This is a genomic window from Comamonas sp. Z1 (assembly GCF_008121555.1).
Lineage (GTDB): Bacteria > Pseudomonadota > Gammaproteobacteria > Burkholderiales > Burkholderiaceae_C > Comamonas > Comamonas thiooxydans.
In genome coordinates, this window is record NZ_VOQT01000004.1 from 271,172 (window position 1) to 285,423 (window position 14,252).

Genomic DNA, 14,252 nt, shown 5'->3' on the forward strand with positions numbered 1-14,252 from the left:
ATTTTGTTGAGTATGAAATAGAAGAAAAATATTGATATTCTTTTTGAAGAAGAGCCGTTAAACTCTCTGGCTGGTAGTTATGCTCAGTCCTTCATGCGCTGGCGAGCGTAAGTTTCCTGCAATACAACAGTAGTTCCATCTTTTCGTCCTTTTGCCAAGGCTGTAATTCTGTAAATTACATATACATCAAGATTAAGAGGTAGTTGGCTGGTGCTTGAATCTGTAATTAAATTCGCAGTTTTGGCAGCATCGCTGTAGCGCATGACCTCAATCCAATACCAACCACCTTTACCATCGGCGGTTTCCGCGAGAATCGGGTTTAACTGGCCGTTGTCTGTCTTATGAGCGGCACCTGTAAACTGGCCATAACGTGCCCCAACGGGTATCATTGCTGAAAGAGGTACTTCGCCAAGACTTGCATCGGCTGCCGGTGATATGGGAGTTTCTGATGTCGCGAAATTCCAGAAATCCTGTCGGCCCACACGTCTTGCGCAAAGGGCATCTTTGCATCTCGTTGCCTCAGCTTCCAGTTTTGTAATCAATGGGTTTATTTCTTGAGAATCCCCCGGGAACTGCAAGGCGGAGCTGTACGCGCGACATGGTGGTGCACTGCATGCTGTACCACTGGAGGTCTCTCCGCGAATATCCAATTCAGCATCCTGAAGTAGTGCTTGAGCTGCTTCGAAGGTTCGTTGGTAATCCGCATCATTGCCAACAATCATTTCTCCAAATAAAGAGGTGCGTGATGCCCATAGTGCCAAGAGCATTGAGAGCATGACAAAAATAATCACCAAAAATAATGCGATTCCTTGCTGACCATTTTTTCTTGTGAATTGAATTTGTGGTTGCACGCGGTTTGGTCGCAGTGGGGTGTTGTGAGATTGCATAAATCAGAGCAAGCCTTGGCTACGTAGCTGAAAGGTGTTGCGAAAAAGCAAGTGGATGCGACTCTTGCGAGCGCCAGTGAGCTCGGTGAGGTCTTTGCTTTGGCCATCGCACTGTGTGTAACTTCTCGTTGCTTTGGGAAGGTCTTTGAGGTCTATAAGCTCATTGCCATAAAGAACAAAGCAAATCTCTACACCTTGAACTTGACGCCACTTTGGATCAGTATTTTCTGTAGGCATGTCTGCTGCTTTCACACGCTGAATGCTGGAGCCAGTGCCTGAGGCAACAGTTTGAACAAGGTAAGCGACTTGAAACTCAGCAACATTCTGTGCAATTGGTTGTGCATTGCTACTATTGCCGGCGCAGCGAAGGTTGTCCTCAGAAAATGTGAAAATGCTTTCTACACGTTCATCTGTGCTTTCATTTCCTGGGGCTCCTAAACAATTTCGAGCCTGGAAATCTGTGTTGCTTCCGGATTTGCTGGAGAAAAAAACATTATCTTGATAGCGTCTGAATCCGGTGGTTAGCGTGTCAGCTCCTCCGATTAGAGTATTTGATTGATCGAAGCTATTTCCTTTGTCATCTTTGGATTTTGCTTTGATTTCAAAAACTACGGCGCTGAGCGCATCAGTTGCTGAGGCAGCAACGGAACTTGGGTTGGGATTCAGATACAGAGAGCCGGCTTGGCGCAGTTGCGAGGCTAATATTCGAATAATATGAGCGCCTTGCTGCTGAATTCCACTCACATCGCTGACAGTGCCTGAAACGCCGCGCGATACCATTAGAGCGCCGGCTGCAACTGCTACTACCAGTAATCCAATAACTAGACCCACTAGCATTTCTAGTAGAGTTACACCTCGTTGTTGAATTGGGGTATGGCGTCTATATTTGCTCGAATAGTGGAGTGGTTTCGGGCGCAGTTTGATGTTTTTCGCTATTTTCATGAGCAATAGACGGTGGGGTTGGAGCTATCGCCGTATGGTGCGCAGCGTGCAGAGACAGAGATATATTGCAGATGGCATATGAAATTTTCAGGGCAGGCGTTATCATCGCCACCTGCATTTTCAAACTTTCCATCGGAGCTTTTTATTTTGCTGGCATCAATGATGTCTGCCTTGGCGCCATCTTGTTCATTTTCTCGCCAAGCAATAATAACGCCCAGTTGGCGGCGATTACCATCAGATGCGCTTTCTCCAGGAGCTAGAAAAATCTGAGCTTGACCTAATGGAAGTGTTTGCTGGAGCGTTGTTTTCCAGATCTTTAAGTCAAAACTGGCTTGTTTGCTGGGGGTGCATGCTGCTGTTGAGCAGTCAGCGCTGGCGTAGTCGGCAGCTTTTTTTGTAAAGGTGGATGTGTAATCTCCAATGCTTAGGAGGGCATTGGGGTTGACCTTCATTCGTTCGCTTAGATCTTCAATTAGCCGAATGGCTTGGGTGCGGCGCATGCTGGTCTGCGTGTCTGTCAGTGTGCGCATCTGGACGCCCAAAATGCCGAGAATGCCAAGTGCAGCAACAACAATGGCAATCAAGGACTCAAGCAGAGTAATTCCAAGCTGTTTTTTTGCGCGGATGGTATGGGTTAGACGCATGGGATGTCTTTTTGATCAATGATGCGAATGCGACCGCCCGCAGCAAGGCATATGCCCTTGGCTGCAGGAGACGTAATTCCAGTTTTTTGTGGAGAGATATAAAAGCTGAAAAGGTTGGCGCCATTGGCTTGACCCCAACGGTTCAGGCTAATAGTGGCGCCGGATGGATTTTTAGTGACCAGAATGTTTTTGGGCGTGTCGAAGCGCAGAATTTCCTCGCCCGCATTCCAGCGCTTGTTGGCATTGGCATCAACAAAGACAACCCAGCCGCAATCCCAGTCCTGAGTGGTTCCATCCGTTACACATCCGGCGGTGGTTTTTGGAAGCTTTTCCAGATAGACCTTGCCACCACGTTTGATGGCTTCGGATCTGGCAAGCATCAAGCTGGATTTCATCGCCTCAGTCACTTGATATACGCGCCATTGATCAAATAAGGGGGTGAAGCTGGGTGCCGCAAATGCAGTCAAGGCGGCCAGCACTGCCATGGTCACCAGCATCTCAATGGCCGTGAGTCCACGAGATGAAGATTGCCTTTGGCAACTGCAACTGGTAGAGCAAGACACGCGGACTCCTTATCAAGAATCACGAGCTGTGTAGCCGGCCTGCATTGCTGTTCCTCTATGGGCTTTCTCAGGTGCAGGCGACGGTGCTTGAATTCATGCGCTTGATGCGCCCGCTGCCACTCACGCAAAGCGAGCTGGCGCTGGCTTCTGCGTTGCTGCTGTCCGCAGGCGTTAGGCGGAAGGCGAAAAAAGATACGCTGTTGCTTGTAAGTTGACCCCAGCGATCGACCTGAACAGGCTTGGTCAGGCTTCCGCTGTCTTGTCCGGTGCTGCTATTGATACTCGTGAGCTTGACTTTAATGCGGCTAGGAGGAGGTGTTTGCTGAAGAATTTCGTCGCCGCTGTCTTGGACGCCGTTGCTGTTTTTGTCGGCAAATACGAGCCACCCGCAATTCCATGCATCGGCGTCAGTGTCGGAAATTGTGCATCCGTCGGTGCTGGTGTTTCGGAGGATGGTAACCCCCCCTCCGCGCTTGACCGCCTCTGACCGCGCAAAGTAAAGCGTGGACTGCAACTCTTCCGAAACCTGGCGCACTCGCCAGCGTTCAATGATTGGATTGAAGCTGGGCGCGGCAAGGCCGGCCAAAACGGCCAGAATGGCAACCGTGACCATGAGTTCAATGGCTGTGAAGCCTCTGGTAAAATGGCGACGAATGAGGGGCAAATTGGGCATGCTGGCATATTACGTTTCGTTGCATGCCGAATGCTTTGTGACTGGATGAGTGGTCTTGATGGGGAGATCGGTGGTCGCTTTCAGCGGCGGCGGCCGGAAGCTGGGTAGGCATACCCCGCGCATGCCCCGGAGTTGGGTCTTCCCTGGCATTCCCGATAGAGCCGTCTATCGCGTTCGGCAGTTGTCTCTTCCGAACTGCTCCGGGGGTTCTGGATCTTGACCTTGCCGCTTTGCTTCTTGGCTGCTTTGTGCTTGCGTTGGCCTGCGTTGGCTGCGAGTGCTGGCTGATCTGCGAGGGCGAATACCATAAGGACCGCAGTGCAGAGGCTGGCAAACGAATAGCGTCTAGAAAAGCTGGTCATTGCAGATCTCCGGCTGGAGGTGATGGGCGCATTGTCCGAGTCTTGCTTAGGAGCGGGCAAGCGGGTTTGTCTGCCTTGGTCTGGTGCCTAGTCGTGCTATTGCATAGGGAATAAATCGCCTCTTGATATAATCGCCAAGTTTTGCATGGTGCAAGACGCACGCTGAGGCCTTTCCAGCCTTGGCGCAAGTAACCAAGGTGCTCCTCGTCGAGTGCCAAATCCTAAGGAAAACAAAATGATCGCTGCCGATAAGAAGGCTGAAGTTGTCAAGGCCAATGCTCGTTCCGAAAACGACACTGGTAGCCCCGAAGTGCAAGTGGCTCTGCTGACTGCTCGCATCAACGAACTGACTCCCCACTTCAAGGCTAACGCCAAGGACCACCACGGTCGTCGCGGTCTGCTGCGCATGGTGAGCCGTCGCCGCAAGCTGCTGGACTACCTGAAGTCCAAGGACGCTGACCGCTACACAGCACTGATCGCCAAGCTGGGCCTGCGCAAGTAAGCACGGTGAAAGATCGAAACGCCTGAGTTAGATTGCCTAGCTCAGGCGTTTTTTACTTCGGAGTTCGCAAAACAGAGCGAAGCTGTGTCATTCCAGTGCTGCACTATTGATAGCGCTCAGCGCAGCACTGGAATGGCATCGTGTTCTGTTTGCACTCCAAATCAAGACTGGATGAGCGCATCCAGCTATTCATAAGGGAGTCAATATGACCATGTTCAACAAAGTTACCAAGACCTTCCAGTGGGGCCAGCATACGGTCACCATGGAAACCGGCGAAATCGCGCGCCAGGCCTCCGGCGCCGTGCTGGTCAACATCGACGACACCGTGGTGCTGGCCACTGTCGTGGGCTCCAAGATCGCCAAGGCCGGCCAGGACTTCTTCCCCCTGACCGTCGATTACATCGAGAAGACCTATGCCGCCGGCAAGATCCCCGGCAGCTTCTTCAAGCGCGAAGCCAAGCCTTCCGAGCTGGAGACTCTGACCTCGCGTCTGATCGACCGTCCCATCCGTCCCCTGTTCCCCGAAGGCTTCTACAACGACGTGCATGTGGTCATCCACACCATTTCGCTGAATCCCGAAGTCGATGCCGACATCGCTGCCATGATCGCCACTTCGGCGGCCCTGGCTGTGTCCGGCATTCCCTTCAGCGGCCCCATCGGTGCTGCTCGCGTGGGCTACATCAACGGCGAATATGTGCTGAACCCCGGTCAGACCCAGCGCAAGGATTCTCAGATGGATCTGGTCGTTGCCGGCACCGAATCCGCCGTGCTGATGGTGGAATCCGAAGCCCTGCAACTGCCTGAGGAAGTGATGCTGGGCGCCGTGGTGTTCGGTCACGAGCAAGGCAAGATCGCCATCGACGCCATCCATGACCTGGTGCGTGAAGGCGGCAAGCCCGCATGGGACTGGACTGCTCCCGCCAAGGACGAGGCGCTGATCGCCAAGGTGGCCGAGCTGGGCGAAGCCAAGCTGCGCGCCGCTTACCAGGAGCGCAACAAGCAGGTGCGTACCCTGGCTTGCCGCACTGCATACGCCGATGTCAAGGCCGCCTTGACCGAGCAAGGCGTGGCGTTCGACGGCGTCAAGGTCGAAGGCATGCTGTTCGACATCGAAGCTGGCATCGTGCGTTCGCAGATCCTGGCGGGCGAGCCCCGTATCGACGGCCGCGACACCCGTACCGTGCGCCCCATCGAGATCCGTTCCTCCGTGCTGCCCCGCACCCACGGCTCCGCGCTGTTCACGCGTGGTGAGACCCAGGCCTTGGTGATCTCCACGCTGGGTACCGAGCGCGATGCTCAGAAGATCGACGCGCTGGCTGGCGAGTTCGAAGACCGCTTCCTGTTCCACTACAACATGCCTCCCTTTGCCACCGGCGAAGTGGGCCGCATGGGCTCGACCAAGCGCCGTGAAATCGGCCACGGCCGTCTGGCCAAGCGCGCTCTGGCCGCTTGCCTGCCGACCAAGGAAGAGTTCCCCTACACCATCCGCGTGGTGTCGGAAATCACCGAGTCCAACGGTTCCTCGTCCATGGCTTCGGTCTGCGGCGGCTGCCTGTCCATGATGGACGCCGGCGTGCCCATGAAGGCGCATGTGGCCGGTATCGCCATGGGTCTGATCAAGGAAGACAACAAGTTTGCCGTGCTGACCGACATCCTGGGTGACGAAGATCACCTGGGTGACATGGACTTCAAGGTGGCCGGTACCACCAACGGCATCACAGCCCTGCAGATGGACATCAAGATCCAGGGCATCACCAAGGAAATCATGCAGGTCGCCCTGGCTCAGGCCAAGGAAGCGCGCATGCACATCCTGGGCAAGATGCAGGAAGCCATGGGTGAAGCCAAGACCGAAGTCTCCAGCTTCGCGCCCAAGCTCTACACCATGAAGATCAACCCCGAGAAGATCCGTGACGTGATCGGCAAGGGTGGCGCCACCATCCGTGCGCTGACCGAAGAGACCGGCACCCAGATCAACATTGAGGAAGACGGCACCATCACCATTGCCGCCACCGACGGCGCCAAGGCCGAAGCCGCCAAGCTGCGCATCGAGCAGATCACGGCCGAAGTCGAGATCGGCAAGGTCTACGAAGGCCCCATCGTCAAGATTCTGGAATTCGGTGCCCTGGTCAACCTGCTGCCCGGCAAGGACGGTCTGCTGCACATCAGCCAGATCGCTCACGAGCGCGTGGAAAAGGTCACCGACTACCTGCAAGAAGGTCAAGTGGTCAAGGTCAAGGTTCTGGAAACCGACGACAAGGGTCGTGTCAAGCTGTCCATGAAGGCGCTGACCGAGCGTCCTGCCGGCATGCCTGAGCGCGAGCCGCGTGAACCCCGTGGCGATCGCGAGTACCGCGAACGTGCTCCTCGCCAGAATCGCGAACCCCGCGAGAATCGCGAGCCACGTGAAAACCGCGCAGCCGCTGACGAGCAGCAGCAACAGCAGCAGTAATGGCTGAGCAGGAGTCCGCCGCGAGGCGGTCTCCTGTTTTGTCGTTTGCTGGTTGATCCTGATTTTGTAGCTGCTAGCGCTTTCTGCATAAGCGTTTGAGCCTGATTTCTTTGATAAAGCAAAGCCTGACTATGGAAGCCAACACAATGCGAGCGGTGGAGATCACCAGCTATGGTGCGCCAGACGTGCTGCGCATGGGTGTACGTCTCATGCCGGTGGCGGCTGAGGGTGAGGTGCTGATTCGCGTTGCCGCGAGCGGCATCAATCGCCCCGATGTGCTGCAGCGCAAAGGTCATTACGCACCGCCTGCCGGAGCCTCCGATCTTCCGGGGCTGGAGGTGGCGGGTGTGATCGTGGCGGGCGACGAGGCGGCCATGGCCAAGGCGGGCTTCAAGCTTGGCGACCGCGTCTGCGCGCTGGTGGCCGGTGGCGGCTATGCGAGTTTCTGCGCTGCGCCCGTGGACCAGTGCCTGCCGGTGCCGGCGGGCTTCAGCGACGTGCAGGCGGCGGCCTTGCCCGAGACCTTTTTCACGGTCTGGAGCAATGTGTTTGACCGGGGGGCTCTGCAGCCCGGTGAAACCTTGCTGGTGCAGGGCGGCAGCAGCGGCATTGGCGTGACGGCGATTCAGCTGGCCAAGGCCTGGGGCGCGACGGTCATTGTCACGGCGGGCAGTGATGCCAAGTGCGATGACTGTCTCAAGCTCGGTGCCGACCACGCCATCAACTACAAGACCCAGGACTTTGCGGCAGAAGTGCAGCGCATCACGGCAGGCGAGGGCGTCAACGTCATTCTCGACATGGTCGCCGGCAGCTATGTGGCGCGCGAAGTCCAATGCCTGGCTCCTGATGGTCGCCTGGTAATCATTGCGGTGCAGGGTGGCGTCAAGGCCGAGTTCGATGCCGGCCTGGTGCTGCGCAAGCGGTTGACCGTGACTGGCTCCACGTTGCGCCCGCGCTCCGTGGCCTTCAAGGCGGCGATCGCCGAGGCGCTCAAGCGCAATGTCTGGCCCCTGCTGGAGTCCGGCAAGGTGCGCCCAGCCATCTATCGTGAATTCGATGCTGCTGATGCGGCGCAGGCTCATGCGCTGATGGAATCCAGCCAGCACACCGGAAAAATCGTTTTGACTTGGGAAACATGAAGCAAAAACTCATTGTTGGCAACTGGAAGATGAACGGCAGCCTGGCTGCCAATGCTGCTTTGCTGCAGGCCATCAAGCAGGGCTTGCCTGCTGGCAACAAGGCGGGCGTGGCCGTGGCTGCTCCTGCGCCCTATCTGGCTCAAGTCCAGGCGGAACTTGCGGGTACTTCCATTGGGGTGGGCGCACAGGATGTGTCCCAGCACGAGCAGGGCGCATTCACGGGCGAAACTTCTGCTGTCATGCTCAAGGAGTTCGGCGTGCGCTATGCGCTGGTCGGTCACTCCGAGCGTCGTCAGTATCATGGCGAGACCGATGCCGTGGTTGCTGCCAAGGCCCAGGCCGCGCTGGCCAAGGGCATCACGCCCATCGTCTGCGTGGGCGAGACCCTGGCGGAGCGTGAAGCGGGTCAGACCGAGGCCGTGGTCAAGCGTCAGCTGGCAGCCGTGATTCATCAGGTCGGCCACTGCGTGAGCGAGCTGGTTGTGGCCTATGAGCCTGTCTGGGCCATAGGCACCGGCAAGACTGCCACTCCCGAGCAGGCCCAGCAGGTGCATGCCGTGCTGCGGGCGCAGCTGGCGGCGGCCAGCGACAAGGCTGACCGCGTGCCCCTGCTTTATGGCGGCAGCATGAATGCAGGCAATGCGGCGCAGTTGCTGGCTCAGGCCGATATTGACGGTGGCCTGATCGGTGGTGCGGCGCTCAAGGCCCCGGATTTCCTCACCATTATTGCGGCAGCGCAATAATTCGTCTGCGCCGCACTCCGGTGTGGTGCGCAATGATTCAGACTTTTAGGTTTTGATATGAACGTCTTTTCCAGCGTCATTCTCGCGGTCCAGATGCTGGCCGCTCTGGGCATGATCGGCCTCATCCTCATGCAGCACGGCAAGGGTGCCGATATGGGGGCTTCCTTTGGCAGCGGTTCGTCGGGCAGCCTGTTTGGCGCCTCGGGCAGTGCCAACTTCCTGTCGCGCTCCACGGCGGCTCTGGCCACCGTGTTCTTCGTGGCTACATTGGCTCTGGCTTATCTGGGCAATGCTCGCCCAGTGAGCTCGGGTAGTGTGCTGGAAGGCGCTGCTCCTGTTTCGGCTCCTGCGCCTGCTGCCAATGTGCCGCCCGCAACTGCCGGCGATGCAGCCGTGCCTCCTGCTGCTCCGGCGGCTGGTGCTGAGGGCGCAGCCCAGATCCCAACGAAATAATTTGGAGAAAATCCTGAAGAACCCCAAAGAGTGGGGTTTTTCAGGCTAGAATCTAGGGATTGTCTGGGGATCAGAATCTTTGCAATGAAGGTTCCAGAGATTGCCGGACTTTGAGACGAAGCCGTCGTGGTGGAATTGGTAGACACGCTATCTTGAGGGGGTAGTGGCGAAAGCTGTGCGAGTTCGAGTCTCGCCGACGGCACCAACACATAACTAAAAACCTGCCCTGCTGATCAGGCAGTGATCGGTGAGGCATGTTTTCATAACAAGGCCCACTCGATGAACATCGATCAGTACCTTCCCGTTCTTCTGTTCATTCTTATTGGCATGGCTGTGGGTGTTGTACCCCTGGTGCTCGGCTACGTGCTGGGTCCAAACCGCCCTGATGCTGCCAAGAACTCCCCCTACGAATGCGGTTTCGAGGCGTTTGAAGACGCTCGAATGAAGTTTGATGTGCGCTACTACCTGGTCGCCATCCTGTTCATTCTGTTCGACTTGGAAATCGCATTTCTGCTGCCCTGGGCTGTCGCACTCAAAGATGTCGGCGGCGTGGGTTTTGTTGCTGTCCTGATTTTCCTGGCCATTCTGGTCGTGGGCTTTGCCTACGAGTGGAAAAAAGGCGCCCTGGATTGGGAATAAGCAGCTTTTCTGAGGAAACACGATGATCGAAGGCGTGATGAAGGAAGGCTTCGTCACCACCAGTTATGACACGGTGGTGAACTGGGCCAAGACAGGGTCGATCTGGCCCATGACATTTGGCCTGGCCTGCTGTGCGGTGGAGATGATGCACGCAGCAGCTGCTCGCTATGACATCGGTCGCTTCGGCTCCGAAGTGTTCCGTGCCAGCCCCCGCCACTCTGACCTGATGATTGTTGCCGGTACGCTGTGCAACAAGATGGCTCCCGCGATGCGCAAGGTGTACGACCAGATGTCCGAGCCGCGCTGGGTAATTTCCATGGGCTCCTGCGCCAATGGTGGCGGTTACTACCACTACAGCTACTCGGTGGTGCGTGGTTGCGACCGCATTGTTCCCGTCGACGTCTATGTGCCTGGTTGCCCCCCGACAGCGGAAGCGCTGATCTACGGCATCATCCAGCTGCAGCAGAAGATTCGTCGTACCCACACCATCGCTCGCGTTTAAAGGGCTGAGATGACTGCAATTGCAATTCACCCCGAAAAGCTTCGGGATGTGGTTACTGCTGCCTTGGGTGACAGGGTGCGCTCCGTCACTCTGGCCTATGGCGAAGTGACGGTGGAAGTATCCGCTGACAAGTATCTGGACGTGATGCAGATTCTGCGCAATGCCCCGGACTGCCAGTTCGAGATGCTGCTGGATCTGTGCGGCGTGGACTATTCCACTTATGCGGAAGTCGGCAAGGACGGTCCGCGTTTTGCCGTTGTATCCCACCTGATGTCCCTGACGTTGAACCAGCGCCTGCGTGTGCGTGTGTACTGCGCCGACGATGACTTCCCCGTGGTGGCCTCGATCAACCCCATCTGGAACTCGGCCAACTGGTTCGAGCGCGAAGCCTTCGATCTGTTCGGCATCGTGTTCGAGGGTCACGAAGACCTGCGTCGTATCCTGACCGACTATGGCTTCATCGGCCACCCATTCCGCAAGGATTTCCCCCTGTCCGGTCACGTGGAAATGCGCTACGACGCCGAACAGCAACGTGTGGTGTACCAGCCCGTCACGATCGAGCCTCGCGAAATCACGCCGCGCATCATTCGTGAAGAAAACTACGGCGGAGGCCTGCACTAAAGGCGCACGTCGCCTTTTGACGGAAGACCATGGCTGAAATCAAGAACTATTCCCTGAACTTTGGTCCGCAGCACCCGGCAGCGCACGGTGTGCTGCGTCTGGTGTTGGAGCTCGATGGCGAAGTGGTGCAGCGCGCCGACCCGCACATCGGTCTGCTGCACCGCGCGACCGAAAAGCTGGCCGAAAGCAAGACCTATATCCAGTCGCTGCCCTATATGGACCGCCTGGATTACTGCTCGATGATGAGCAACGAGCACGCTTACTGCCTGGCCATTGAAAAACTGATGGGCATCGAAGTGCCCATCCGTGCCCAGTACATCCGTGTGATGTTCTCGGAAATCACCCGCATCATGAATCACCTGATGTGGCTGGGTTCCTCGGGCAACGATGCCGGCAGCTCGACCATCCTGATCTACAGCTTCCGCGAACGCGAAGCGCTGATGGACATGTACGAAGCAGTGTCGGGTGCGCGCATGCACGCGGCTTACTTCCGCCCCGGTGGCGTGTATCGCGACCTGCCGGACAGCATGCCCCAGTACAAGGCCAGCAAGGTGCGCAATGTGCGCTCCATGGAGGCCATGAACGAAGACCGCAAGGGCTCGCTGCTGGACTTTATCGATGCTTTCACGCAGCGCTTCCCCAAGTGCGCGGACGAGTACGAAACCCTGCTGACCGACAACCGCATCTGGAAGCAGCGTAACGTCGGCATCGGTGTGGTGTCTGCGGAACGTGCCATCAATCTGGGCCTGACCGGTCCCATGCTGCGCGCCTCGGGCCTGCCCTGGGACATGCGCAAGACCCAGCCCTACGAGGTCTACGACAAGCTGGACTTCGATATTCCGGTGGGTGCCACGGGCGACTGCTATGACCGCTATCTGGTTCGCATGGCCGAGATGCGCGAGTCCAACAAGATCATCAAGCAATGCGTGGACTGGCTGCGTGTCAATCCCGGCCCGGTGATCACGGACAATCACAAGGTTGCGCCCGCAAGCCGTGAAGCCATGAAGTCCAACATGGAAGAGCTGATTCACCACTTCAAGCTCTTTACCGAAGGCTTCAAGGTTCCCGAAGGCGAGGCTTACGCTTCCGTCGAGCATCCCAAGGGTGAGTTCGGCATTTATTTGATCAGCGATGGTGCCAACAAGCCCTATCGACTGAAGATTCGTCCACCAGGATTTGCGCACATGGCTGCTCTCGATGAACTGAGCCGTGGCCATATGCTGGCTGACGCCGTGATGGTGCTCAGTACCCTGGACATCGTGTTTGGAGACGTTGACCGATGATTACCGAAGCGACCAGAGAACGCTTTGCGCGTGAGGTGGCAAAGTATCCGGCTGACCAGAAACAGTCTGCCGTCATGGCTTGCCTGTCTATCGTGCAGCAGGAGCAGGGCTGGGTCAGCCAGGAAAGCGAGGCAGTGATTGCCGAAGTCCTGGGCATGGCCGAGATTGCGGTGCACGAAGTCACCACTTTCTACAATATGTACAACCAGCAACCTGTTGGCAAGTACAAGCTCAATGTCTGCACCAATCTGCCATGCCAGCTGCGCGACGGCTACAAGGCCTTGCACCACCTGGAGCACAAGCTGGGCATCAAGATGGGCGAGACCACCAAGGACGGCCTGTTCACGCTGCAGCAGTCCGAGTGCCTGGGCGCCTGCGCCGATTCGCCCGTGATGCTGGTCAACGACCGTTGCATGTGCAGCTTCATGAGCAATGAAAAGCTCGACGAGCTGGTCGACGGCCTGCGCGCTGCGGAGGGCAAGGCATGAGCACGATTCTGAACAATCCTGCCGCCAATGCCGTGCTGGCCAAGTTCGCATCGACTGGCAATGAAACCTGCTTCCACGATCGTCACATCAATCCCCAGATCTATGCGGATCTGAACGGCAGCAACTGGTCCATCAAGGACTATGAAGCACGCGGCGGCTATCAGGCCCTGCGCAAGCTGTTGGGCAAGGATGGCGGCGAAGGCCTGACGCAAGATCAGGTCATCGCGACGCTCAAAGAATCCGGTCTGCGCGGCCGTGGCGGTGCGGGCTTCCCCACGGGTCTGAAGTGGAGCTTCATGCCCCGCCAGTTCCCCGGTCAGAAGCACCTGGTCTGCAACTCGGATGAGGGCGAGCCCGGTACCTGCAAGGACCGCGACATTCTGATGTTCAACCCGCACATCGTGATCGAAGGCATGATCATTGCCGCTTTCGCGATGGGCATCAGCATCGGCTACAACTACATCCACGGCGAGATCTTCGAAGTCTATGAGCGCTTCGAGGCGGCCCTGGAAGAAGCACGCGCTGCCGGCTACCTGGGTGACAACATCCTGGGCAGCAGCTTCAGCTTCCAGCTGCATGCCCACCATGGCTTTGGCGCCTACATCTGCGGCGAAGAAACCGCGCTGCTGGAATCGCTGGAAGGCAAGAAGGGTCAGCCCCGCTTCAAGCCGCCATTCCCCGCCAGCTTCGGTCTCTACGGCAAGCCCACGACCATCAACAACACCGAGACTTTTGCGGCCGTTCCCTGGATCATCCGCAACGGTGGCCAGGCCTATCTGGAATGCGGCAAGCCCAACAACGGCGGCACCAAGATCTTCTCGGTCAGCGGCGACGTGAACCTGCCCGGCAACTACGAAGTTCCCATGGGCACGCCTTTCAGCAAGCTGCTGGAGCTGGCAGGCGGTGTGCGCACCGGACGCAAGCTCAAGGCCGTGATCCCCGGCGGCTCTTCGTCGCCCGTGCTGCCTGCCGACATCATCATGGACTGCACGATGGACTATGACTCCATCTCCAAGGCTGGCTCCATGCTGGGTTCGGGCGCCGTGATCGTGATGGATGATTCGCGCGACATGGTCGAGTGCCTGCTGCGTCTGTCGTACTTCTATTCGCACGAGTCCTGCGGCCAGTGCACGCCCTGCCGTGAAGGCACGGGCTGGCTGTGGCGCGTGGTGAACCGTATTCAGCACGGCGAAGGCCGTCCGGAAGATATCGAGCTGTTGGACTCGGTATCCGTGAACATCATGGGCCGCACGATCTGTGCGCTCGGCGACGCGGCAGCCATGCCGGTTCGCGCCATGATCAAGCACTTCCGCCACGAGTTCGAAGCGAAGATCCAGAACGCTTCCAAACAGGCTGCATGAG

At 57.3% G+C, this 14,252-nt stretch carries 16 protein-coding genes and 1 tRNA gene; 12 read left to right on the forward strand and 5 right to left on the reverse strand.

Annotated elements, in window-relative coordinates; genetic code table 11:
• Positions 1–83: 83 nt before the first annotated feature.
• The 5 genes from FSY45_RS10115 to FSY45_RS10135 all read right to left on the reverse strand — a co-directional run bounded on the left by FSY45_RS10115 (position 84) and on the right by FSY45_RS10135 (position 3,709).
• The gene (locus FSY45_RS10115) at positions 84–851 is read right to left on the reverse strand and encodes a PilX N-terminal domain-containing pilus assembly protein (RefSeq protein ID WP_223305658.1); all 768 of its coding nucleotides are present in this window, start codon (positions 849–851) and stop codon (positions 84–86) included.
• A gap of 39 nt (positions 852–890) precedes the next feature.
• Positions 891–1,829 carry a PilW family protein gene (locus FSY45_RS10120; RefSeq protein ID WP_080944438.1) on the reverse strand — a complete coding sequence of 313 codons (939 nt, stop codon included), beginning with the start codon at positions 1,827–1,829 and terminating at the stop codon, positions 891–893.
• The gene (pilV, locus tag FSY45_RS10125) at positions 1,826–2,473 is read right to left on the reverse strand and encodes a type IV pilus modification protein PilV (RefSeq protein ID WP_080944439.1); all 648 of its coding nucleotides are present in this window, start codon (positions 2,471–2,473) and stop codon (positions 1,826–1,828) included. Before pilV ends, FSY45_RS10120 begins: the two co-directional genes overlap by 4 nt.
• Positions 2,464–3,036, reverse strand: coding sequence for a GspH/FimT family pseudopilin (locus FSY45_RS10130; protein ID WP_223305659.1), 573 nt, complete (start codon positions 3,034–3,036; stop codon positions 2,464–2,466). Before FSY45_RS10130 ends, pilV begins: the two co-directional genes overlap by 10 nt.
• A 67-nt stretch (positions 3,037–3,103) precedes the next feature.
• On the reverse strand, positions 3,104–3,709 hold the full coding sequence (locus FSY45_RS10135) for a GspH/FimT family pseudopilin (protein ID WP_046461242.1): 606 nt from the start codon (positions 3,707–3,709) through the stop codon (positions 3,104–3,106).
• 597 nt (positions 3,710–4,306) lie between these two features.
• On the opposite strand from FSY45_RS10135, the gene rpsO reads away from it, so the two are divergent.
• From rpsO to nuoF, 12 genes are all read left to right on the forward strand, one after another.
• Positions 4,307–4,573, forward strand: a complete 267-nt coding sequence (rpsO, locus tag FSY45_RS10145; RefSeq protein ID WP_003057844.1) for a 30S ribosomal protein S15 — start codon at positions 4,307–4,309, stop codon at positions 4,571–4,573.
• Positions 4,574–4,778: 205 nt separating this feature from the next.
• Positions 4,779–7,022, forward strand: coding sequence for a polyribonucleotide nucleotidyltransferase (gene pnp / locus FSY45_RS10150; protein ID WP_039049937.1), 2,244 nt, complete (start codon positions 4,779–4,781; stop codon positions 7,020–7,022).
• 131 nt (positions 7,023–7,153) lie between these two features.
• Positions 7,154–8,161, forward strand: coding sequence for an NAD(P)H-quinone oxidoreductase (locus FSY45_RS10155; RefSeq protein WP_034361840.1), 1,008 nt, complete (start codon positions 7,154–7,156; stop codon positions 8,159–8,161).
• Positions 8,158–8,904, forward strand: coding sequence for a triose-phosphate isomerase (gene tpiA, locus FSY45_RS10160; protein ID WP_034359791.1), 747 nt, complete (start codon positions 8,158–8,160; stop codon positions 8,902–8,904). The genes FSY45_RS10155 and tpiA overlap by 4 nt, the downstream gene beginning before the upstream one ends.
• 57 nt (positions 8,905–8,961) lie before the next feature.
• Positions 8,962–9,357, forward strand: coding sequence for a preprotein translocase subunit SecG (gene secG / locus FSY45_RS10165; RefSeq protein WP_034378756.1), 396 nt, complete (start codon positions 8,962–8,964; stop codon positions 9,355–9,357).
• A gap of 120 nt (positions 9,358–9,477) precedes the next feature.
• Positions 9,478–9,562, forward strand: a tRNA-Leu gene (locus tag FSY45_RS10170).
• A gap of 74 nt (positions 9,563–9,636) precedes the next feature.
• The gene (locus tag FSY45_RS10175; protein ID WP_003064381.1) at positions 9,637–9,996 is read left to right on the forward strand and encodes an NADH-quinone oxidoreductase subunit A; all 360 of its coding nucleotides are present in this window, start codon (positions 9,637–9,639) and stop codon (positions 9,994–9,996) included.
• A 22-nt stretch (positions 9,997–10,018) separates the two neighbouring features.
• Entirely contained in the window at positions 10,019–10,498 is a 480-nt protein-coding gene (locus FSY45_RS10180; RefSeq protein ID WP_003057832.1) for an NADH-quinone oxidoreductase subunit B family protein, read from the forward strand.
• A 9-nt stretch (positions 10,499–10,507) separates the two neighbouring features.
• Positions 10,508–11,119 (forward strand): NADH-quinone oxidoreductase subunit C, encoded by a 612-nt coding sequence (locus FSY45_RS10185; protein WP_012837316.1) that lies wholly within the window; start codon positions 10,508–10,510, stop codon positions 11,117–11,119.
• A gap of 29 nt (positions 11,120–11,148) precedes the next feature.
• Positions 11,149–12,402: an NADH-quinone oxidoreductase subunit D gene (locus FSY45_RS10190; RefSeq protein WP_003076498.1), complete on the forward strand. Its 1,254-nt coding sequence runs from the start codon at positions 11,149–11,151 to the stop codon at positions 12,400–12,402.
• Positions 12,399–12,890 carry an NADH-quinone oxidoreductase subunit NuoE gene (nuoE, locus tag FSY45_RS10195; RefSeq protein WP_003057829.1) on the forward strand — a complete coding sequence of 164 codons (492 nt, stop codon included), beginning with the start codon at positions 12,399–12,401 and terminating at the stop codon, positions 12,888–12,890. Before FSY45_RS10190 ends, nuoE begins: the two co-directional genes overlap by 4 nt.
• A complete protein-coding gene (gene nuoF / locus FSY45_RS10200) occupies positions 12,887–14,251 on the forward strand; it encodes an NADH-quinone oxidoreductase subunit NuoF (protein WP_003064388.1) in 1,365 nt (454 codons plus the stop codon). Before nuoE ends, nuoF begins: the two co-directional genes overlap by 4 nt.
• The last annotated feature ends 1 nt before the right edge of the window (position 14,252 follow it).